The sequence below is a fragment of the Hungatella sp. L36 genome (genome assembly GCF_014288035.1).
Genome location: NZ_JACOPC010000002.1, coordinates 612631 through 634382 on the forward strand (window position 1 = coordinate 612631; position 21752 = coordinate 634382).

The 21752-nt window shown below is 49.4% G+C and carries 24 protein-coding genes; 18 read left to right on the top strand and 6 right to left on the bottom strand.

The window, feature by feature from the left end:
- Nucleotides 1-82: 82 nt before the first annotated feature.
- Nucleotides 83-1258 carry an MFS transporter gene (locus tag H8S80_RS08440; protein WP_117631764.1) on the bottom strand — a complete coding sequence of 392 codons (1176 nt, stop codon included), beginning with the start codon at nucleotides 1256-1258 and terminating at the stop codon, nucleotides 83-85.
- Nucleotides 1259-1485: 227 nt separating this feature from the next.
- Here H8S80_RS08440 and rplU point away from each other — a divergent pair, with 227 nt between their 5' ends.
- The 8 genes from rplU to rsfS all read left to right on the top strand — a co-directional run bounded on the left by rplU (nucleotide 1486) and on the right by rsfS (nucleotide 5718).
- A complete protein-coding gene (gene rplU, locus H8S80_RS08445) occupies nucleotides 1486-1794 on the top strand; it encodes a 50S ribosomal protein L21 (protein WP_117631766.1) in 309 nt (102 codons plus the stop codon).
- 14 nt (nucleotides 1795-1808) lie between these two features.
- Nucleotides 1809-2138, top strand: coding sequence for a ribosomal-processing cysteine protease Prp (locus H8S80_RS08450; protein WP_002604078.1), 330 nt, complete (start codon nucleotides 1809-1811; stop codon nucleotides 2136-2138).
- Nucleotides 2139-2141: 3 nt separating this feature from the next.
- Nucleotides 2142-2432 (top strand): 50S ribosomal protein L27, encoded by a 291-nt coding sequence (gene rpmA, locus H8S80_RS08455; RefSeq protein WP_002604077.1) that lies wholly within the window; start codon nucleotides 2142-2144, stop codon nucleotides 2430-2432.
- Between the two features lie 74 nt (nucleotides 2433-2506).
- Nucleotides 2507-3790 carry a GTPase ObgE gene (obgE, locus tag H8S80_RS08460; RefSeq protein ID WP_117631768.1) on the top strand — a complete coding sequence of 428 codons (1284 nt, stop codon included), beginning with the start codon at nucleotides 2507-2509 and terminating at the stop codon, nucleotides 3788-3790.
- A 39-nt stretch (nucleotides 3791-3829) separates the two neighbouring features.
- Nucleotides 3830-4123 carry a ribosome assembly RNA-binding protein YhbY gene (yhbY, locus tag H8S80_RS08465; RefSeq protein WP_002604075.1) on the top strand — a complete coding sequence of 98 codons (294 nt, stop codon included), beginning with the start codon at nucleotides 3830-3832 and terminating at the stop codon, nucleotides 4121-4123.
- Between the two features lie 33 nt (nucleotides 4124-4156).
- Nucleotides 4157-4795 carry a nicotinate-nucleotide adenylyltransferase gene (gene nadD / locus H8S80_RS08470; RefSeq protein ID WP_002604074.1) on the top strand — a complete coding sequence of 213 codons (639 nt, stop codon included), beginning with the start codon at nucleotides 4157-4159 and terminating at the stop codon, nucleotides 4793-4795.
- Nucleotides 4771-5361 carry a bis(5'-nucleosyl)-tetraphosphatase (symmetrical) YqeK gene (yqeK, locus tag H8S80_RS08475; RefSeq protein WP_002604073.1) on the top strand — a complete coding sequence of 197 codons (591 nt, stop codon included), beginning with the start codon at nucleotides 4771-4773 and terminating at the stop codon, nucleotides 5359-5361. Before nadD ends, yqeK begins: the two co-directional genes overlap by 25 nt.
- A 3-nt stretch (nucleotides 5362-5364) precedes the next feature.
- Entirely contained in the window at nucleotides 5365-5718 is a 354-nt protein-coding gene (rsfS, locus tag H8S80_RS08480; RefSeq protein ID WP_002604072.1) for a ribosome silencing factor, read from the top strand.
- Between the two features lie 153 nt (nucleotides 5719-5871).
- Here the strand turns inward: rsfS and lexA are convergent, their stop codons facing one another.
- The gene (lexA, locus tag H8S80_RS08485) at nucleotides 5872-6492 is read right to left on the bottom strand and encodes a transcriptional repressor LexA (RefSeq protein WP_110323267.1); all 621 of its coding nucleotides are present in this window, start codon (nucleotides 6490-6492) and stop codon (nucleotides 5872-5874) included.
- 182 nt (nucleotides 6493-6674) lie between these two features.
- Here lexA and yneA point away from each other — a divergent pair, with 182 nt between their 5' ends.
- From yneA to H8S80_RS08520, 7 genes are all read left to right on the top strand, one after another.
- Entirely contained in the window at nucleotides 6675-6992 is a 318-nt protein-coding gene (gene yneA / locus H8S80_RS08490; protein ID WP_002604070.1) for a cell division suppressor protein YneA, read from the top strand.
- Nucleotides 6993-7344: 352 nt separating this feature from the next.
- The gene (locus H8S80_RS08495) at nucleotides 7345-7665 is read left to right on the top strand and encodes a PadR family transcriptional regulator (RefSeq protein ID WP_002604069.1); all 321 of its coding nucleotides are present in this window, start codon (nucleotides 7345-7347) and stop codon (nucleotides 7663-7665) included.
- Nucleotides 7658-8524 (top strand): DUF1700 domain-containing protein, encoded by an 867-nt coding sequence (locus tag H8S80_RS08500; RefSeq protein WP_117631769.1) that lies wholly within the window; start codon nucleotides 7658-7660, stop codon nucleotides 8522-8524. Before H8S80_RS08495 ends, H8S80_RS08500 begins: the two co-directional genes overlap by 8 nt.
- Entirely contained in the window at nucleotides 8517-9044 is a 528-nt protein-coding gene (locus H8S80_RS08505) for a hypothetical protein (RefSeq protein WP_117631772.1), read from the top strand. Before H8S80_RS08500 ends, H8S80_RS08505 begins: the two co-directional genes overlap by 8 nt.
- A 131-nt stretch (nucleotides 9045-9175) precedes the next feature.
- Nucleotides 9176-10138, top strand: coding sequence for a tRNA dihydrouridine synthase (locus H8S80_RS08510; protein ID WP_117631774.1), 963 nt, complete (start codon nucleotides 9176-9178; stop codon nucleotides 10136-10138).
- A complete protein-coding gene (locus H8S80_RS08515) occupies nucleotides 10135-14226 on the top strand; it encodes a leucine-rich repeat domain-containing protein (RefSeq protein WP_118033151.1) in 4092 nt (1363 codons plus the stop codon). The genes H8S80_RS08510 and H8S80_RS08515 overlap by 4 nt, the downstream gene beginning before the upstream one ends.
- Nucleotides 14223-15296 (top strand): aldo/keto reductase, encoded by a 1074-nt coding sequence (locus H8S80_RS08520; protein WP_117631777.1) that lies wholly within the window; start codon nucleotides 14223-14225, stop codon nucleotides 15294-15296. Before H8S80_RS08515 ends, H8S80_RS08520 begins: the two co-directional genes overlap by 4 nt.
- Before the next feature lie 102 nt (nucleotides 15297-15398).
- Here H8S80_RS08520 and hflX read toward each other — a convergent pair whose 3' ends face one another.
- Nucleotides 15399-16682, bottom strand: coding sequence for a GTPase HflX (hflX, locus tag H8S80_RS08525; protein ID WP_117631779.1), 1284 nt, complete (start codon nucleotides 16680-16682; stop codon nucleotides 15399-15401).
- 638 nt (nucleotides 16683-17320) lie between these two features.
- Here hflX and H8S80_RS08530 point away from each other — a divergent pair.
- Entirely contained in the window at nucleotides 17321-17746 is a 426-nt protein-coding gene (locus H8S80_RS08530; RefSeq protein WP_038258079.1) for a hypothetical protein, read from the top strand.
- Between the two features lie 41 nt (nucleotides 17747-17787).
- On the opposite strand, the gene H8S80_RS08535 is transcribed toward H8S80_RS08530, so the two are convergent.
- Nucleotides 17788-18360: a TetR/AcrR family transcriptional regulator gene (locus tag H8S80_RS08535; RefSeq protein WP_117631780.1), complete on the bottom strand. Its 573-nt coding sequence runs from the start codon at nucleotides 18358-18360 to the stop codon at nucleotides 17788-17790.
- Between the two features lie 129 nt (nucleotides 18361-18489).
- On the opposite strand from H8S80_RS08535, the gene H8S80_RS08540 reads away from it, so the two are divergent.
- The gene (locus H8S80_RS08540) at nucleotides 18490-19275 is read left to right on the top strand and encodes a hypothetical protein (RefSeq protein ID WP_118033150.1); all 786 of its coding nucleotides are present in this window, start codon (nucleotides 18490-18492) and stop codon (nucleotides 19273-19275) included.
- A 15-nt stretch (nucleotides 19276-19290) separates the two neighbouring features.
- Nucleotides 19291-19719 carry a flavodoxin family protein gene (locus H8S80_RS08545; RefSeq protein ID WP_117631784.1) on the top strand — a complete coding sequence of 143 codons (429 nt, stop codon included), beginning with the start codon at nucleotides 19291-19293 and terminating at the stop codon, nucleotides 19717-19719.
- Between the two features lie 70 nt (nucleotides 19720-19789).
- On the opposite strand, the gene H8S80_RS08550 is transcribed toward H8S80_RS08545, so the two are convergent.
- Nucleotides 19790-20842, bottom strand: a complete 1053-nt coding sequence (locus H8S80_RS08550; protein WP_117631786.1) for a tyrosine-type recombinase/integrase — start codon at nucleotides 20840-20842, stop codon at nucleotides 19790-19792.
- A gap of 39 nt (nucleotides 20843-20881) precedes the next feature.
- Nucleotides 20882-21640: a tRNA lysidine(34) synthetase gene (locus H8S80_RS08555; protein ID WP_117631788.1), complete on the bottom strand. Its 759-nt coding sequence runs from the start codon at nucleotides 21638-21640 to the stop codon at nucleotides 20882-20884.
- Nucleotides 21641-21752 lie beyond the last annotated feature (112 nt).

Here is a 21752-nt window from a genome sequence, read left to right on the forward strand (position 1 = left end):
CCTATGCATCTCAGCCTCAGTCACAGTACTACTTCCTATGCTCTCAGCCTCAGTCACAGTACTTCTTCCTATGCTCTCAGCCTCAATCACAGTACTTCTTCCTATTAATCGCTGCAAGCAGAATCACCAGAATTACATTCACCACCAGGATCCCGATCGCCGCCACGATCCCGACATGATCCGCTGCGCCGCCCACTATCTGGGGTGTCAGAATGCCACCCATGGCAGAGATCGCCGTAAGCACCGACATGCCGAAGGTTGATCCCTGGATCAGCGGTCCCGCGTCGGCGATGCAGGTGGGATAGATGCCCGCCAGGAAAAAGCCGAAGCCGATCAGCGCGAGTGTAATGAGCGGAAGGCTCTTCGTAGAGATCAGCAGGAAAAAGCAGATACCGCTTCCCAGTGCGTTCATCAGTATGAGAGAGCTGCGCCTCATCTTTCCGGACAGTGAGGCGCAGACCAGCCGGCCCGCCATGATGACCAGCCAGGTCACCGACACCAGCGTGGTGGCATACGTCTCGCTCATGACCCCGGTATTCTGCAAATACGTGACAAACCAGCCGTTAATACAATTTTCCACACCCAGGTAGAAGAAAAGAATTAGAGCGATGCAGTAGAACTGAAAGGACTTTAAGAATTCCCGCCCCTCCCGTTTTCCGGAATGCTTTAAATGCGCCGCATCTCTGGCCCGTTCATTTAACAGACTGTAATCCATGGTTCCGTAAGTGAGTGCAGAGGTGGCGGTGATGAAGATCAGGAGATAGACGACCGACCGCCAGCCAAATCCCAGCTTCAGCAGGACTGCGGTGAGAAATGGCGCCAGGAACGCCCCGACCGCGAAACTGCAGTGCAGAAGGTTCAGCTTCCCGGCCGCGCCTCCATCGTAAATATCGTTGACGGCGGCGTTATTTATAATTGTAACAGAACCTCTCACAAGGCCGTAGACCAGCATAATGCCGTACATGACAGGAAGCGGCGGCAGAAGAGTGAGTCCCAGCAGACAGAGCGGCGCCATGGCGGTCATCACTGTGATGGAGAACCGTCTTCCCATGGCGGGAACCATGACGGGGAAGAGGAAGCTGGCCAGAAGATTCCCCACCGCCATCACGGAGAGCAGTCCGCCCGCAGCCAGAAAGCTGATTCCGGCCTCTGCAATCACCGACGGCAGAATCGCTCCGATCACCAGCACCGCCATCCCGCTGACCGAATAGCCGTAGCAGCAGCGGATAAAAATTTGTTTCCTTCTATCTGTTTTCATGGGTATTACCCCTCCTTGTCAAACCAAACTTTTTCCATTATACTAAGAAGAAAGTGGAAATACAAGGCAAAAACGGCCAGAAAAACTTTATAATTTTGTTTTATTTATGTTGACTTTACAAAAGACAAATGGTATTATGTTACAGTATGCCGCACAATGAGGTCTAAAAGTTTTCGTGTAAAAGCGAAGCACCACAGTTGGCGAGTAATGATAATAGGAGGTGCCATATGTACGCGATTATTGCAACAGGTGGTAAGCAGTACAAAGTAGCTGAAGGCGATATCATTAAAGTAGAAAAGCTTGGTGTTGACGCTGGTGAAGCAGTCACATTTGATCAGGTACTGGTAGTAAACAACGGCGAATTAGCAGTTGGATGCCCGACAGTAACAGGTGCTACCGTAACAGGTACAGTTGTGAAAGAAGGCAAGGCGAAAAAAGTCATTGTTTACAAGTATAAGAGAAAATCCGGATACCATAAGAAAAATGGTCACAGACAGGCTTATACCCAGGTGAAGATTGAAAAGATCAACGCTTAATTCAGGCAGAGACTATGATTAAAGTAACAGTTTTGGAAGATTCAGACAGAGTGGTCCGCGAACTTAAGCTTACAGGACATGCCGGGTACGGTGAGGAAGGGCAGGACATCGTCTGTGCCGCCGTTTCAGCCCTGGTATTCTCCGCTTATAACTCGATCGAGACCTTTACGGAAGACGATTTTGAGGGAAGTGCCGATGAACGTTCGGGAGACTTTCAGCTGCGTTTTTCAGGAGAGATCAGTCCGGAATCAAAACTCCTTATGAATTCTCTGGTGCTCGGGCTTACGAATATCATGGAATCATATGGGAAACAATATATAAAAATTCGATTTGAGGAGGTGTAAGTGATGTTAAAGATGAACCTTCAATTCTTCGCTCATAAAAAAGGTGTTGGATCTACAAAGAACGGCAGAGACTCCGAGTCTAAGAGGTTAGGTGCTAAGAGAGCCGATGGTCAGTTCGTATTAGCCGGCAACATTCTCTACAGACAGCGTGGTACTCATATCCATCCAGGTCTTAATGTAGGCCGCGGCGGAGACGATACACTGTTCGCTACGGTGGACGGCGTTGTCAGATTTGAAAGAAAAGGCAGAGACAAAAAGCAGGTTTCTGTTTATCCAAGAGTAATAAGCGAATAATTAGACCGGCTTCATACCTCACCGTATGAAGCCGTTTCTTTTAAAATGCCAATGGAAAGGAAACAGGTGAATTCATGTTTGCCGATAGAGCAAAAATATTTATTAAATCAGGAAAAGGCGGCGACGGCCACGTCAGCTTCCGCCGGGAACTCTATGTTCCCTGCGGCGGTCCAGACGGTGGTGACGGAGGCGACGGCGGCGATATTATCTTTGAAGTGGATGACGGTTTAAATACCTTAAGCGATTTCCGCCAGGTGCGCAAATACGCTGCCCAGGACGGAGAACAGGGAGGCAAGAAGCGCTGCCACGGGAAAAATGGCGGCGATCTCATCGTCAAGGTTCCGGAAGGAACGGTCATCAAAGAGTTTGAATCAGGAAAAGTCATCGCCGATATGTCCGGTGAAAACCGGAGAGAAGTCATCTTAAAAGGCGGCCGCGGCGGTCAGGGCAACATGCATTACGCCACTCCAACCATGCAGGCACCGAAATACGCCCAGCCTGGACAGTCCGGCCAGGAGCTCTGGGTCCAGCTGGAACTCAAGGTCATCGCGGATGTCGGTCTCGTGGGATTTCCAAACGTGGGTAAATCCACGCTGCTTTCCCGCGTCAGCAACGCCCGTCCCAAGATCGCCAATTACCATTTCACCACTCTGAATCCTCATCTGGGAGTTGTGGATATCGACGGCGGCAAGGGCTTTGTCATGGCGGATATCCCGGGTCTGATCGAAGGAGCCTCCGAGGGAATCGGCCTCGGTCATGATTTCCTCCGTCATATCGAGCGCACCCGTGTACTGGTTCACGTCGTGGATGCCGCATCTACAGAGGGCCGTGATCCGCTTGAGGACATCCGGGCCATTAATAAAGAGCTGGAAGCCTACAACCCGGATCTTATGAAAAGGCCGCAGATCATCGCAGCCAACAAGACCGACGTCATTTACGCCGAGGACGAGGATCCGGTTGCAAAGCTGAAAGCAGAATTTGAACCGAAGGGAATCAAGGTTTATCCGATCTCCGCGGTCAGCGGCCAGGGAGTCAAGGAACTTTTATACGCTGTTTACGATTTGCTGCAGACGGTAGATTCTACACCGGTTATCTTCGAGAAGGAATTCGATCCGGCGATGATGATCGACGAGACGCTGCCTTATACGGTGGAGAGAAACGAGGAAGGCATCTACGTCGTAGAGGGCCCGCGCATCGAAAAAATGCTGGGATATACCAATTTAGAGTCAGAAAAGGGCTTTTTATTCTTCCAGAGATTCTTAAAAGGAAACGGAATTCTCGAAGAACTGGAAAAAGCCGGAATCGAAGAAGGCGATACCGTCCGTATGTACGGTCTGGAATTCGACTATTACAAATAGACTAATGATAAAATTGAGAAGTAATATGATGGAGGAAATATGACAAGCAAGCAGCGTTCTTATTTAAAGGGCTTAGCAATGACCATGGAGCCTATTTTCCAGATCGGTAAATCCAGCATCACGCCGGAGATTACCACCGCCATTGCGGAAGCTCTGGAAGCAAGGGAACTGATTAAGATTACGGTATTAAAAAACTGTCTCGATGACGGCAGTGCAATCGCCGCGACACTGGCTGAGCGCACCCATTCTGAGGTGGTTCAGGTTATTGGAAGAAAAATTGTCCTTTATAAACCGGCGAAAGAAGAGAAGAAGAGAAAGATCATCCTTCCATAGGTTCAGCCGGCGTAACGTAAGGAGTTACTGAATATGGGGAAAATCGGAATCATGGGCGGTACATTCGACCCGATCCATAACGGTCACCTTCTCCTCGGAGAACAGGCCTATCACGAATACGGTCTGGACCAGATCTGGTACATGCCTTCGGGACAGCCGCCGCACAAAAAGGACCACCGTGTAACAGACAGCCATATACGTCTGGAGATGACCCGGCTCGCCATGGAGGGCCGCGAGGGATTTTCCTGTTCGGATTTTGAAGTCATGCGCAGCGGCAACACCTATACGTCGCAGACGCTTGAAATTCTTCATGAGAAATATCCCGGCCATACGTTTTATTTCATCATCGGCGCAGACTCCCTCTATGAGATCGAGCACTGGCATGAACCGGCAAAGGTACTGGCACAGGCCGTAATCCTGGCGGCAGTACGGGAATATGAGTCGGCAGGCCGTTCCATGGAAACACAGATTGCCTATTTGAAAGAGAAATATCAGGCTGACGTCCGCATGCTGCACTGCAGGGAGATCGATATCTCCTCGGCTGAGCTGCGCCGGATGACCGCGCTTGGAGAGTCCATTGAACCATTCGTCCCGGAGCCGGTAGCCAGGTATATTAAAGAGCATCATCTATATCAGGAGGTGGCGGAATGCAGGAAATCATTGCACAGCTGAGAAACGAATTGAGCGGAAAACTGACGCCTTCCAGATACGAACACACCATAAGCGTGTCATTTACCGCAGCGGCACTGGCCATGCGCTATGGCTGTGATTTGGACAAGGCGGAACTGGCCGGTCTTCTGCATGACTGCGCAAAGCACTACAGCAATGAGACCATCATCAAAAAATGCGAGAAGCAGAAGATCACGCTGACCGAAGATGAGAAGAAGGCCCCGGCTGTCCTTCATGCGAAATACGGCGCCTGGCTGGCCGAGACGAAATATCAGATATCGGATCCGGAAGTGCTTTCGGCAATCCGGTGGCACACCACCGGGCGGCCCGATATGACACTGTTGGAGGAGATTATCTTCACGGCGGATTATATCGAACCGCGCCGGTATGAGGCCCCGGATTTACCTCTGGTGCGCCCGCTGGCATTTACGGATCTGAAGGAATGCATCTATCAGATTTTAAAGGATACCCTGGATTATCTGAATGGGAAAGGCTGTTATGTGGATTCCATGACGAATCTGGCATATGATTATTACAAACAGCTTCACGAGGAAAAGAAAGGAAATTAAACAATGAATCATTCTAGCGAGATGGTAAAAGCAGCTTACGCGGCTTTATCCGACAAAAAGGGCGAAGATATCCGCATCATCGATATCCGCAACGTTTCCGTTATGGCGGATTACTTTATTATAGCAAGCGGTTCCAATTCCAACCAGGTTCAGGCCATGGTAGACAACGTGGAAGAGGAACTTGGCAAAATGGGCTGCACCTGCCGTCAGGTGGAAGGTTATCAGTCTGCCAACTGGATCCTTATGGATTACGGCGACATCATCGTACACGTCTTTGACCGTGACAACAGACTCTTCTATGATCTGGAGCGCATCTGGCGCGATGGGAAGACACTGGATGTCAGTGAACTGAAATAACAGAACGAAACTGACTGGATTCAGAAGCAGGTCGAAACAGATAGAAACCGGAAAGCAAAAGCAGGAAGAGGTTGACATAAATTAATTATGTCAACCTCTTCCTGCTTTTGCTTTCTATTTTCCTAAAATTCCGTGTTTCTGGCTGTCAGCAATCTAGTTAATTCCCAAACGAAACAGTCCAATCACCTTTCCAAGTATCTCCAGGTGATCCACAATAATCGGATCCATCTCATCATTCTCAGGCTGAAGTCTGTAGTAGCCGTCTTCTTTGTAAAAACGCTTTACTGTAGCCGAATCATCAACCAGCGCCACAACGATCTCTCCGTCGTAAGCGGTGGAGCACCGTTCCACAATCAGCTGATCTCCATCGAAGATACCGGCATTAATCATACTGTTTCCCTTTACATTCAGCATAAAGGTCTCCGCATTCGGGAGAAGCTCCACGGGGATGGGATAGTAATTCTCAATGTTCTCTTCAGCCAGAAGCGGAACACCGGCGGCCACGGTACCAACGAGCGGCACGTTCACAACCTCGCGTCTCGTCAAATTAAAGCAGTCGTCGATAATCTCAATCGTTCTCGGCTTGGTGGGGTCCCTTCTTATGTATCCCTTTTCCTCCAGTGTCTCTAAATGGGAGTGGACGGAAGAGGTTGACTTTAAATGTACCGCTTCACAGATCTCCCGGACAGCCGGCGGATACCCCTTTTTTAAGATCGTTTCTTTGATATATTCTAAAATTTCCTGCTGTTTCGCTGTTATCTTCTCCTGAGCCATATAACACAGCCTCCTCAATCCTTTTTCTTTCTTTTATAGTAACATATGTTCGATAAAAATGCAAACCTTTGTTCGAAAAAAGTGGCTTTCTTTCTTGACAAACATTTGTTCGAGTGGTATGATATACCTATACAGAACAAACGTTCTTTTTGTCACAAAAGAGTTACAGGGGGTAAATACAGATGAAAAAATTAATGATTACGATGGCACTTGTTGTTTTGATTCTGTCGAACGTCTGCGGTCATTCTCTGATGAATGCACTGGCCGATGAAACAGAGCTTCCGGAGTCTCAAAAGTATTATACCAGCATCGAGATTCAGAAAGGCGATACACTCTGGGGAATCGCCGATGAATATGCCGAGAGCTGCCGCATGTCCACCACCGATTACGTCGCTGAGTTGAAGAGTATGAACGGGCTGAAGGAGGATGTGATCCACAGCGGCCAGCATCTGACCATCATGTACTGTGTGCCTGTTACTGAGGTTCTGGCAGAAAAATAGAGGCAGAGATAAAAGACAGAGAATCAGAGGCAGAGAACATGAAGAGACAAATCCAGAGATTCATTGAGAAAAAAGAAAGCAGAACATAGACAAAAACAGCGAAGAGTAGAAGAGGGCAAAGGGCAGAGAGCCGTATCTTTCTGGCCATATCCTCCATTCCTCTATCAATATAGGCAGCACCGGCTTCCATGATCTGTAATCGGGTCATGCGAGGCCGGTGTTTTTTTGATGCACGTGACCCGATCGGATTCAGAATTATAAATACATTTCGTGCACTTTCAGTATTTTATTTTAATTAGTACTTGACATTACATAGTAGTATGTATAATATAGTATTAAAGGAGGACTTAAAATGAATGCACAGTTTAAAAAAGGAGTCCTTGAACTGGTGGTGCTGGAGTCCGTGAGGAAGAAGGATATGTATGGGTACGAGCTGGTGGAAGAGGTATCCAAGGTCATCGATGTGAATGAGGGAACCATTTATCCGCTGCTGAAGCGGCTGACCAATGAGCACTATTTTGAGACATATCTGCGGGAATCCACAGAGGGGCCGCCGCGGAAGTATTACCACTTGACTGCTGCCGGAGTTCTCTACCGGGAGACACTGGAGCAGGAGTGGAACGAATTTCAACAGCGGGTATGTACATTTTTGAAGGAGCAGAAGGATGAATAAGAATGAATTTTTGGAAGAGTTAAACCGGCACCTCCTTATCCTTGAAGATGAGGAACAGCAGGATATTCTGGAGGAGTACTCCCAGCATATTGATATGAAGGTGGAGAGCGGATTAAGTGAGGACGAGGCCATCCGCGATTTTGGAAGTGTTAAGGAGCTGGCCGCCCAGATTCTGGAGGCTTACCACGTCAAAGCGGAATTTTCCGGTGATGCGGCGAAGGACGGCCGGAAGCTCCCGGTAAAGCCGATCACGGTTCACGGGGCCGACCTGCGTGATAAGTTTGCCCGCTTTTTTAAGAAGCTGTCTGCCGCAGCACGCCACGGCGCTGTCTGCTGCTATGAAGCGGGAAAGGCCATAGGAAAAAAGGCGGCTTATCTGATCCTCTGTCCCATACGAAAGATTCGCTCGCTGCTGCACAGAGAGAAAAAAAACGTGACCATTGATACTGAAAGAAAAAAGAGAGAACACAGTAGAACATCCGCCGGCGTCTCTGGAAGGGCAGTCCCCGTCATGCACACGCTGGGCCATTCCATCGCCTTCGTCATTGGAAGCTGCTTTCACGGAATCATTCGCCTCTGCCTGTGGGGCCTTAAGTGGTGCTGGAATCTGTTTATGATGTTTCTGGCCCTGTTTGGCGGTCTGTTCGTGCTGGGATCACTGTTCTGTTTCGGCATTCTGATCGTATGGCTGTTTAAGGGATATCCCCTGACAGGGATTACCCTGGTTCTGTTCGGCACCGTGCTTTGCAGCGGTGCATTTACCTTTTTCTGCGTAAGCCTGCTTCGCATGAATAAAACGAATCGTTATAAGGCGGAAGAAACCGCCGTTCCACTCACAGAGGAGGTACAGGATGCGTAACTTACATAAAGCGCTGATCGCAGTTTTCTGCAGCGGAGTATTCATTACCGGAATCGGCACCGGAATTTCCTTCTCCGAATTTTCATCTTTCGCCTATTCCGGCAGGACCATGATTGGCGATGTGAAGATGACAACTGAGAATCTCGACTACTCCTTTCAGCTTCAGGAAGAGCAGAAGCTGAGAATATACGGTAATTACTATTTTCGCAGACACTCGGCTGATTCCACAGAGATCTTACCGGATGAGACCGTTCCGGAGAACACCATTCGTTTTCAGATCACCTATAATGTAAAAGCGGTTGCCCCTTATCTGCGATACTCGGATAAGGAATCGGATGACCCGTATGTAGGAATCGAGTTCGATTATCTTCTTGATGATATGGAGCTCTTTATGGCAGGTAAGGATCAGCTTCTGGAAGATATAAAGAATCGGCAGATCGGCTCTTACGACACGGTTTCCGTGGAGCGCATACGCATATTCGTCAATCCGGCGTCCATCGATCTCGTCACCATGGATTAATTCTGCGGTGGATAAAGAGAGGGGAAGAACAGCGTTCTCCCTTCCTTTATCCACCGTTTTAATTTTCATTGCCGTAACGGCTCTTTTACGGTAAAATAAAAGGAACTGACAACACCTATGGAGTAATTAGTATGAACACAAATCCTTTAAGGCTTAACCATCTGCTTCTCCCTTCCAATGTGCTGATGGCGCCCCTGGCCGGCTACACCTCCTGGCCCTTTCGAATGCTGTGTCAGGAGCTGGGAGCCGGCCTCTGTTTTACGGAAATGGTCAGCGCCAACGCGCTGAAATATAAAGATAAAGCCACAGAAAAGCTTTTGTACACCACCAGAGAAGAACGGATCCGGGCCGTGCAGCTTCTTGGCTCCGATCCTGCGGTGATGGAACGGGCCGCCTGCAGCGAGGCTCTGTCCGGCTTCGATATCATCGATATCAATATGGGATGTCCGGTACCGAATATCTTTAAGAGCGGAGAGGGCAGCGCGCTTCTGGCCAATCCCAGACGGGCGGCCGCTGTCATCCGCGGCTGTAAAAAAAGCGGAAAACCGGTAACCGTAAAAACGCGCGTCGGCATCCGGCAGGACGAGCTGATTGCCGCGGAATTCACGAAGATGTGTGAGGAAGCCGGCGCTGACATGGTCTCTATCCACGGGAGGAGCCGCAGCATGATGTATGACGGCACTCCGTATTACGATCAGATCGAACAGGCAAAATCCGCCGTATCCATCCCTGTCATCGCCAACGGCGGAATCTTTTCCGACAGCGAAGCGCAGCACATGCTGGAGGCCACCGGCGCAGATGGAGTGATGATCGGCCGTTACGCCCTCCAGGATCCGTACATTTTCAGCCGTCTTACCGGCCGCAGTGTTACCGAAGACAAATACAGCCTTTTAATGGGCCAGCTGGAACTGACCTCCCGCCATTATGATGAGACCTACACGCTGACCTATATGAAGAAGCTGGCATCCTACTGCATGAAGAAGAGGAGCGGAACGAAAAAATACAAGCAGCTTCTCTATCACTGCGGCAATGTGGAAGAAATGAAACAGATATTAAAAGCAATATTCTATGAGGAGGAGGTGGACCGGAGATGAATGGAACAGATACAAATATCCCAAACAGCAGCAGCGCAGGCTCAGAACTGAATAACAATGACGGCCTGGTCATAAAAAACGGAATTCTGGAACAATGTGAGACACGGAACCGTTCCGTTGCCGTCCCCAGTGGCGTTCACACCATTGGAAAAGGGGCGTTTAAGGGCTGTACCTCCCTGGAGCAGATTCTTCTTCCGGATACGGTCACGGTCATCTCTGATGACGCCTTTAAGGGCTGTCGGAAGCTGACGGAAATCACGCTGCCGGACAGGCTGGACACCATCGGCAATTACGCATTTCACCGCTGCCACAGCCTTACGGCCATCACGATCCCTGCCTCCGTCAAGGCGCTTGGCAACTGCGTCTTTCTTTACTGTGACAGCCTGGAGACCGTAAATATGCCCGGTGTTCAGTCTCTGGGCCTTCAGACATTTTTAAATGATATCAGGCTCCGACGCATCCTGATCTCTCCGGAGCTTGATATTCAACATATCTGTGACTGTTTTACCGGATGCAGCGGTCTTCTGGATATCGCGTTTTCCGACGGGACCTCCTATCACATGGCCAATGCCGTCGCCGCCATGGCACCCGGTTCCGACGCTCCCGAGACGGTCCGCGCCATTGCCGCCGATATCTGCCGGATGATGGAGATACAGGATGGCGTCATCACCCGTTTTCTCACGAATTTAAAACACGTGGAACTTGCCGAGGGAATTACCGCGATCGGGAAAAGCTGCTTCTTTGATAAAAAAGGAATCATTTCCGTAAGGCTTCCCGTCAGTCTCACAGAAATCGGGAGCCGCGCCTTCCGAAACTGCATCAACCTGGAACGGGTGGAATTTGCCAGCGGCCGGGTGGCCATTCACAAAGACGCGTTTAAGAACTGCTCCACGCTTCATACCATCCGCCTGGCGGACGGAAGTGAATACGAGCTTACCGGCTTAAGCGGCCAGGATGAAACGGGCGCTCCGTCCATAGTCCGGGAAATCCACGCCCAGGTCCTGGGGAATTTCTCCATCAGCGGGACCACGCTGCTTCGGTATCGCGGAAGCGAGGAACGGGTCGTCGTTCCCGATGGAATTACCGTGATCGGCGAGCGGGCCTTTGCAGGCAATGAAGCCATCGACCGGGTCATCCTTCCGGATTCGGTGGAGATGATCGGGGAGGAAGCATTCGCAGACTGTCTCGTCCTGCAGACCATCCAGTTTCCGGAGGGAGTCAGACATATTGGAAAATCCGCATTTGAAAACTGCGTAAAACTGATTCGGGCCATCCTTCCGGATTCTCTTATAAGCATCTGTCCATCCGTATTTAACCGGTGCCGTGTATTAAACGAAGTGCGTTTCTCCGCCAGGCTCGAAGAGATCGGAGAGCTGGCCTTCTACGGATGTGAGAAATTAAAAGACATTGTGCTGCCGGAGACAGTGACCGTTCTGGGCGACATGGCCTTTTACAGGTGCCTCTCCCTGCGGGATATCGTGCTGCCGCCTTCCCTGAAGGTGATCGGGCGCAACGTATTTACCCATTCCGGGATTCGAAATGCCCAGGTATTCTGCAATCCGGTTTCCTGCGGAACCGACGTATTTTCCCAGTGCGGGAAGATGAGACGGCTCACATTTGAAGACGGGGTACGGTATGTCGGAGATAAATTTGCATTCCAGTGTGAGAAGCTCGCCGCTGTCATACTGCCGGATTCGATCGAAGCCATTGGAAAACACGCATTTGAAGGCAGCCGCTTTCTAAAGGAGCTTCCAGCCGGTAAAACGGTCCGTCACATATTGTTGGACGGCAGCGGATTCTCCGGCGGCGTCGTTCTCGGAGATGAGGTTCGGGCCATTGCGGGAGGCGCTTTTTACGGGAACACGGAGCTCACCTCCATCACCCTGCCGAAGACGCTGTCGCAGATTGGGCCATATGCGTTTTGCGGCTGTACCGGGCTCACAGAGGTCCTTCTCCCTCCTGGCGTTAAAATCCTCGAGGAAGGCGTTTTCGCCCGCTGCACGGCCTTACAGACGGTTTCAGCATCACAGCCTGACGGTCAGCTGACTTCGGTGTCGGCCCGCGCATTTTTAAACTGCCGGGAACTGACAGAGGTTCCTTCTCTGGAACGCTGTACTGTGGTGGGAACCAGTGCGTTTTCCGGTTGTGAAAAGTTAAGAAGGATTGAGGGGGTATTTCTTCAGATCGGAGACTCGGCATTTTCCGGTACACCATTTCTGGCGGAACAGAAGCGGCTGGAAAACGGTCCGCTTCCCGGAGCCGCCATCGTCTCCGGTATTCTGATTGACGGCTCAGGCTTAAGCGGTGACGTGACCATTCCGGAAGGCGTTGCCGGGATCGCGGACTACGCCTTTGCCGGAAATGACCGCCTCCGGTCGCTCTATTTTCCAGTAAGCTTAAAAAGAATTGGCAGCTCTTCCTTTGCAGGATGCCGGAATTTAAAGTCGGTTCATGTTTCAGCCCCGCTTGAGGAGATGGGCAGTTCCGCCTTCGAAAAATGTATCTCCCTGACCGCTTTCTCCTGCCGGATTGCAGAAATCGGCGCCAGAGCATTTGCCTGGTGTCAAAGTCTTGAATCAGTCACGTTAGAGGAGACGGTTCTCCTGGGGGACGGCGCGTTCTGCGGCTGTTCGGCTTTAAAAATATGCCGCATGGAAAATCTCCGCCGCATGGGGAGAGAAGCCTTCAGCTGCTGCAAAAGTCTGGAGGCGGTTCACTTCCCGCTGGCCAAACGGATCGGTACACGGGCATTTGAGCGCTGTGATGCATTAAAAAGCATGCTGCTTCCCACGTTGTCCGCCTTGTCCGATCACAGCTTTGAGGACTGTGGACATCTGGAGGAAATCCTACTGCGTGACGGACAGAACATGGATTTTCCGGCCAGCTATGCATTTTCCGGTTGTACCGCCATGCGCAGGGTTATACTGGAGAACACAGTGTATCAGCTTACGGGATATGAGACTCTGTTTGACCGGAAGCTGCCGGAGGCCATCAGGCGCATCTATGGAAGTGCCTTGAGCTGTTTTACCATCGATGAGGAGTTCGCATTAACCGAATACAGGAACTGCGGCCGGTTTGTGGCCATACCCGAAGGCGTGAAAACCATCGGGGAAGAGGTGTTTAAGGATCAGGCACGGCTTGAGGCAGTCTCAATCCCGGATTCCGTGGAGTATATCGGTCCGCGGGCATTTGACAAGACCCCCTGGCTGGAACAGCTGCGCGCCGTCAGCGGAACAGATCCTGTTACCGTTAAAAATATAATCATTGACGCGGCCGCCTGCTCCGGCGACGTGGTAATCAGCCCTATCGTCAAACGGGTTTCAGGGTGGGCCTTTGCCAACTGCATCGATTTAACCGGAATCAGATTTTCTTCCTCCCGGACAGTGGTGGAGATACATGCGTTTCGAAACTGTATCCGGCTGAAACGCATTGTTACAGCCGATGGGAGAGAGTACTGCCTGGAGGGCCTTCCTTCGCTGGATCAGGAGCTTCCATCCATGGTAAGACAGATTTTCGAGGACTGCTGTAACTGTTTCAAGACAGACGGAACGGGACTGCTGCTGGAATGTACGGGAAATATAAGCCGCTTAATTCTGCCGGAGGGAATCACGGAAATCGGGCGCGGTGCGTTAAAGGACAGCAACCTTCTCACCAGCATCACGCTGCCGGACTCTGCCGCAGCAGTCGGTGAGTGCGCATTTGAACAGTGTAAATGGCTGGAAACGGTGAGCGGCACCTCCCGCCTCACCCGTATCGGCCGCATGGCTTTTTCCGGCTGCGTCCGTTTGAAACGGATCGAAGAACTGCCCATGCTCCAGTCTCTGGGAGAGCGCGCATTTGAAAACTGCACCTCACTGGAGGAAATCATTTTGCCGGAAGGCATTGAGGAGATTCTTCCAGGAACCTTTTACCGGTGCCATGAGCTGAAACGGGTGGTGCTCCCGTCTACACTGAAGAGAATCGGGAAAGAGGCATTCGCATTCTGCTATAACCTGACGGATATCACGCTGCCAGAGGGGATCGAACAGGTTGGGGAAAGGGCGTTTGCCTGGTGCCGTAATCATGAGGCAGAAAGGGTGATGCCATGAAATACAGAGATCTCGGAACTACCGGTCTGCGCGTATCGGAGATCGGTTTTGGAACCATTCCCATATTAAGCGGCAATGTCCCGGTTCTTCCAGGCTACTACAGCCCTGATACAGAAGGGGCTGTCGCCGTCATGGAGCACGCCTGGAGACTCGGATGCAATTTGTACGATACGGCCATTGTCCCGGAATATGGAGACGCCGAACTGAAACTGGGAGCATTTGCGAAAAAAATCGGCCGCGATAAGATCGTCATCTCTGATAAAGCCCGGTTCTATACCGGCAATGAGATGTATCAGGCTGTTCTTGAATCGACTAAGAACCTGGGAACCGCACCGGACATCTATTTTTCCCATCAGGTGGATCCGGATCACGAAGATCAGGTCTTTGGCCGGTACGGCGCCGCCGATGCTCTGGCTGAACTGAAGGCTGAGGGGAAAATTCGCTTCACAGGTATTGCCTCCCATTACTACGACATCCTCTTAAGAGGAGCAAAGGATGACCGGATCGATGTGCTGCAGGGAAGCGGCAACATTCTGGAACGCGGCATGCTGGACCGCATCGAAAGAGAGCCGCTTTTCAGGCAAAAGGGATTTCTGGTTAATAAGGTTTACGCCGCCGGGATTCTGCCTTCCTTTTTCCCTGTAAAGACACTGATTGAAGGGGTTCTTACTTATCCGGTTTCCTGCGCCCTGATCGGACTAGGGACAGTGGAAGAGGTAAACGCAGCCGCAGCCGGGGATACGGTCCCGGAACGCCCCGATTTTCAAAGGGTGCTCACCGTCCTGGGGAAGCGTTACGAGCCGATTTCCTGCGACAGGTGCCAGCGGTGTACCTGCCCGCATGGAACGGAAATTCATACGGTTTTCCGGCAGTATCACTACTTTTTTCTGGGAAAGGATTACTGGGCCCTCAGAAAGCTCGATCTGGGAATAGAAGAGAGCGCGGCGGCCTGCAGAAGCTGTACCAGTATGTCCTGCATGAAGCAGTGTCCCCATAAGCTTCGAATTCCGGAGATTATGCAGCAGATCGAGAGGCTGACAAAGATACATATCAGAAACTCCGTGATTTAGTGAAAGAAAACAGATTGAGCCATGTGAAAAAAGTACCTGATACCGCAGACCGGTTACACGGTTTCTGCGCATCAGGTACTTTTATTCATTGGTACTCTTATCTTATCTCGTCAAATACTGCTTATATTTCTCCCTGTCGCCTTCCCGGCAGCTGACTGTCAGGCAGACTCCATTTTCCTGAAATTCCCGGCTGTGAACCATGGCGCGGCTGTTTAAGTAGTGGACCACATTACCGTTCTCATAAGGGATCAGGAACTGGGCCTCCTGGTATTCAGAAAAGAGAATCTTCTCCATCATACGCATCAGCTCCGGGATTCCGATGCCGTATTTCGCCGACATATAGATCCGGTTATCCGAAATTTTAGGGAACGTTTCCTCCTCCATAACGGAATCGGCCTTGTTCATAATATAGATCCTTGGAATATCACCGGCCCCCAGTTCTTTCAGCGTTTCCTCTGTTACCTCTATCTGTTCTTTGTAATGCTCATCCGAAAAATCCACTACATGAAGCAGAAGATCCGCATAACGTATCTCATCCAGCGTGGAGCGGAACGCCTTGACCAGGCTGTGGGGAAGGCGGCTGATAAAACCGACCGTATCGGAGAGCAGGAAATCCTGGCTGCCGCTCAGGGATATCTTTCGAACGGTGGTGTCCAGCGTGGCAAACAGCATATCCTTCGCCATAACCATCTTTTCCTCTTTTCCGCTCGACAGTTCCACCAGTTTGTTCAGCAGCGTGGATTTGCCTGCGTTGGTATATCCGACCAGCGCGGCCTGCGGACACGTTCCCTGGGTCCGTTTTCTTCTCTGGACTTCGCGTTCCTGCTCCATCCGTTCCAGTTCGCGCCTCAGTTCGCTGATACGCCCCTCGATTTTTCGCCGGTCCAGCTCAATCTGCTTTTCACCGGATCCCTTGTTGCTCAAGGAACCGCTGGCTCCGCCCTGGCGCCCCAGAGAGTCTCTGAGTCCCATAAGTCTCGGCAGCATATACTGAAGTCTGGCCGATTCCACCTGCATTTTAGCCTCTTTGGTCCGGGCTCTCCGTGAAAATATCTCCAGAATCAGGTAGGTCCGGTCCCATACCGGCACATCGATCTCCCTCTGCAGATTTTTAAGCTGGGAGGGAGATAAGGTATCGTTGAAAATGACATAGTCCACGTAGAGCGTCTCCACGGCTTCCCTGATCTCGCCAACCTTTCCCGAGCCGATATAGTAAGCGGCGTTAATACAGGAGAGATTCTGATCGACTCTGGCCACCGGATCCATATCGCAGGCCTTCACCAGATTGTGCAGTTCTTTCATGGATGCTTCAAAATCATTGTTTTCGTTTAAATGTACCCCAGCCAGCAGAGCGCGGGGTCTTATGGTTTCATTCTGTTGTTTCATATATTGTTCAGCCTCCTTGCTGCCGTTCCCATTTCTCACCGTCCTGGAAAGGAGAGGGGCGCGGCGCAGCTTCAGGCGGCAAATTTATTTCCGCGGGCAGCGAGCCGGATCGATTTGGCTCTGTGCAGTACGCGGCTGTAACCGCCTGATTATAAACGGGTTATCATCCTGTTATTCACACATTTGAATCGTAACCGAATAAAAAAGCATATCATTCCTGACATCATCGCGTACCTCCTAATCGTGATATTGGTAATTTCAGGTACAAAAAAAGAGATTGTATCCATGCCGGATCGGCAGACTAAGACACAAAAAAACTGTTCCGGTTATAAACATATATAAATAAACCATGCAAAACAAGCGTACCTGCGAATGGATACGGTACCGTGCCACCATGGAATTTATACATGATCTCTTATAACGAACAGTCTTTACTATCTTAATCTAATAAACAATCTCTCAGACCTCTGATTTCTATAATTTTCTTTCTGTTGTTCCTGAAATTACCTAGCTTGATCATAATGGCTTCGCATCATTCTGTCAAGTGTTTTTTATCATATACAGGGAAAATGTGAAAAAGTATGGAAATGGCAGAGGCTGGATGGTATAGTTACAGTGATATTCGGAAGGGTGTGAATATGAATCGTTTATATGATGATATGATCAGTACTGCAGACAGTTTTGCTGTGAATTTTTCAGACAGGGGGACATTCGATTACTCCTTTGACAGCTTAACGCTTGCAGAGGAACTTCTTGATGAAATGGCGGACTATATTTTCGAAGACGACGAGGCGGTTTATAACGCCTCCACCATGATTGGCGCATACGTGTTTGAAACGGTCCGCAGAAATCTGGGCGGCGAATACGTATGGCTCCAGAAGGAAGAGCAGCCGCTTCTCGTGATTGGGCTTCCTGATTTTTCTGTCTCCATTAAAGCCTGGGAAAAGGTAAAGGGACGCATTATCAATGGGAGCGAAGATAATATTCCCTTCTACGTAGATGGGGTGATACAGTGTGTTGAAAAAGGAAAAATGCAGAAGGGGTATGCAGCTACGGTTGTATAAGTATCAGGCCACAGGGGGGATATTCCGCTGCGGCCTGATTATTACTGTGATTCTTTTTCTCCATTTTCAATAAAACTGATGGAGGATGCTCCATGCTCATACAGGCTCGCTATCAAAGTCAAAAATTCTTGTGTGGAGAGGTCTTTTCCCCTGCTTAGCCAGAAGCGAAACAACGACAACGCACCAGAGAAACGGTATTCCATCAAATACGGTTTTAGCCCGTCATTCGTCGACCGGTCAAGCTCCGGCATCTCCAGCTTAACCGCTGCCTTTAATCGTTCTAAAAACTGATTGCTGCCATATCTGCCAAACAGAGCATTGATGTAGATGGACTTTGTTTCATACAGCACCACAATGTCTTCGATAAAGGGCGTGCTGCCGGCTCCAGCCTGCCCGCGTTTATCAGAAATATACTTTAAAAATTCATTTTCGACATCGCAGAGCAAATCATTAACATCTAAAAAGTACTGATAAAATGTACTTCGATTGAATCCGGCTTTCCTTGCAATTTCCTGAACAGTTATCTTTTCAAGGGGCTTTTTGCTATATAACAGGCAAAACGCCTCCATAAAAGTCTGCCTCGTTCTATCTGTAATTTCCGGCTGTTTGTTCATAACAATCCGACATCTCCCTGGTATAGTGTTGTTGACTGAAAAGCTGTATATCTGATAATATATCACACAACACGTTGTTGCACAATACAATCATCACCATAATATCAACCATCACAAGGAGGAAATTTTATGTCTCAAATGAATTACACCTTCACCGTCAACGGTGAGGTATGGAAAAAAAGTCATCTGGAACGGCTGGAATATGAGCGGAACCTCCATGTTCTGCACCAGATGAAACGCCATGGCGTGGAAATCAAGGAGGGGGAGGCGACTCTGACCGACGACGAGATCGACCATCTCACAGCCGGAAAAGCGTGGGAGATTTCGATTAATACCCGCATACAGTATACCGGCGATAAAATCATTGAACTGTATCAGGACTCTCTGGCAAAGTCCGATGCAATGTGGCGTGAGCTTGCATTTTCCCAGGACAAGCCTATGAGGGTTTCACGCTGTAATATGTCAGTCAGCGGCGTTTCCTTACAGGAGTTTATGATGATGATGCGTTCTATGCAGGACGATGACCGCGTCGGCCTCTCCGCGCACCCGGAGCACTTTATCTGCAATGTAGCGTTTGACGACGGGAAACTCTGCGGCATTGAACCCTTTGGCATGTATGGAACCCCGACGCTGTGCAACGTACGGGTGGTTGACATTTCCGAGCTGGGGCAGCAAATTCGGGCAGACAGAGACCCGGATTATCCTGTATCTATGGCTGGGCGTGCCTATCTAACGGATGGGGTGACTGAAATCAATACTCCCTATCATCAGTTTAAGCCTGCAGCGGATGGGTTTGAGGCCAAGCTGGCCGTTTACTGGCCTGAAAATACGCCGGATGAAATTGTGAGCGGCCATTCCCTGCATCTGGCCATGGAATTTTACGCGGGATTGCGTATGGCCTGCAGACACTCGTAAAAGGACAGGCGGATTATGAAAATCGCGATACGGTACCAATCACGCGGAGGCAATACCAAGACCGTCGCAGAAGCTATTAGCAAAATCGCAGGCGTCAGAGCGCAGGCCATCGGTGTTCCGCTAGAGGAACCCGTCGATCTGTTGTATGTGGGCGGCGGGGTATATAAATGGGACATCGATCCTGATTTGAAAGCGTATTTGAGAACGCTGGATTCCAATCTGGTAAAATCCATTGCGGCGTTCTCGACTGCCGGCGGAATGGATGGCGCTCGTAAGATCGGCGCGCTTGCAAAAGAAAAGGGGATATGCGTATGTGAGAAAACACTGCCTGTAAAAGTGTTTCTTACGAATCATGCCGCGTTTGGGAGCAAAGGGTATTTTGACTTAAGTGAGAAGCAGCTGCATGCAGTCAGGGAATTTGTCAAAAATACTGCGGGACAGTAACATAAGAAAAGTGGGCAGAGTGTCTAATCTCTACCCACTTTTCAATCGATTCTTTTAAATTAAGGACATCTCAGTCCTCACGCAGCCATACTTTATTCCGCGCACTGCGCCGGCGTTCATCTTCAAGAGCCGCGTAATGTTTTTTCGTCGTATTGACGTCGGCGTGTCCCAGTACATCTGCGACCAGATAGATGTCATTTGTCTCTTTATACAGATTGGTTCCATAGGTACTGCGCAGCTTATGCGGCGTAATTTTCTTTAAAGGGGTCACGATCCGCGCGTATTTTTTCACCAGATTTTCCACACTGCGCACGGCGAGTCTCTTTCTCTGGAGAGAGAGAAACAGGGCCGATTCGTGGCCTTCCTCGGCAATGATCATTTTCCGTTCTTCCAGATAATCGTTAAGGGCGTCTTCAACCTCAGAGCCGAAATAAACAGTTACTTCCTTTCCGCCTTTTCTGTGAATGCGGATTCCGCCATTTTTAAAGTCTATATCATCAATATCCAGGCCAACGCACTCCGACACACGAATACCAGTCCCCAGCATCAGCGTCAGCAGAGCCAGGTCGCGCAGCTTCGTCTTATCGTGATAGCTTTTCTGTTTCTCCGTGAGCGCATCTCCCTTTTCTACCTCGTCCAGCAGAAGAGCGACTTCGTCCACGTCGAGACGAATAATCTCTTTTTCGTGAAGCTTGGGAAGCTGTACCAGAGCCGCCGGATTGTTTACAAGGCGTTCATTCCGGTAATAATAATTATAGAAGCTCTTCAGCGAAGAAATTTTTCGCATGATTCCGCGTTCTTTATTGGTGACTTCCTGATTTTTATCGTTAAAACGGTATTTCAAATACTCCATATATTCTTCCATGTCCACAAGCTTTAAATTGTCGAGATGGTCCAGACTGATGTCTTTCATATCCATTTTCGCAATCACAGGGTTTTCCTTTAAAAGGAAATCGAAGAATACTTTTAAATCATACGCATAGGCAATTCTGGTCCTGGAGGAGGTGCGCGGCTCGATTCCACGAAAGAAATCGGCGCAGAAGGGCGGAAGTTCCCGGATCAGTTCCCTTAAATGTTTTACATTCTCAATATCTCTCTGCTGATGGTAGGAGAGTGTACTCATAATTAATACCTCCTGATTCGTTCATGATTCCTTCATGATTTATTCATGATTTTTTATAACTTCCGTTGTGGGTTTTCTGAGAATTTCCGGCCAGCCTTCAATATTTCCATCGACAATCGCATGGAAAAGACGATCTTTTACACCCGGATTTTCCCGTTCCAGTGTTTTCGTTAAATTTTTAACATATTCCCGTTTTGTATGGCCGTCCACAGGACACGGATTTTTACATACCGGTAAATCGTATTTGTTCTTAAAGCCAATTACATCGGCTTCCTTAACGTAAATCATCGGGCGAATCACCGTTAATCCGGTACGGTCCAAATACGTACTGGGAGAAAATGCGTAAAACCGGCCTTCATAAATTAATGATAATAACATGGTTTCGATCAGGTCCTCACGATGATGCGCATAAGCAATTTTATTGCAGCCCAGCTTTATGGCCGCTTCATTTAAAGCACCTTTGCGAAGCTTTGCACAAAGGGCGCACGGATTGGATTCCTCGCGTGTGTCGAACAATATTTTTCCAATTTCCGTAGAAACTATCGTATAAGGAACTGAAAATCGCTCACAGAGTTCTTTGACAGGAGATAAGTCAAATTCTCCAAAGCCCAAATCTACTGTAATAGCGGATAATTCAAATTGCTTCGGATAAAATTGTTTTAATCCCTGTAAGGCATATAATAAAGTGAGGCTGTCTTTACCGCCGGATATACCGACAGCGATATGGTCGCCGTCCTCAATCAGATGGTAGTGGTCGATAGCCTGGCGGGTGAGACTGTATAGCCGTTGAAGTTTCATGTAAATTGGCTCCTTTATGTAATTGATGTAAAATGGCGCTTTTTAGCGATAACTATTCGTTAAAGAAGTGTTTCGCGCATAGTTGGAAATCGCTCTCTTTATCGTACCATGG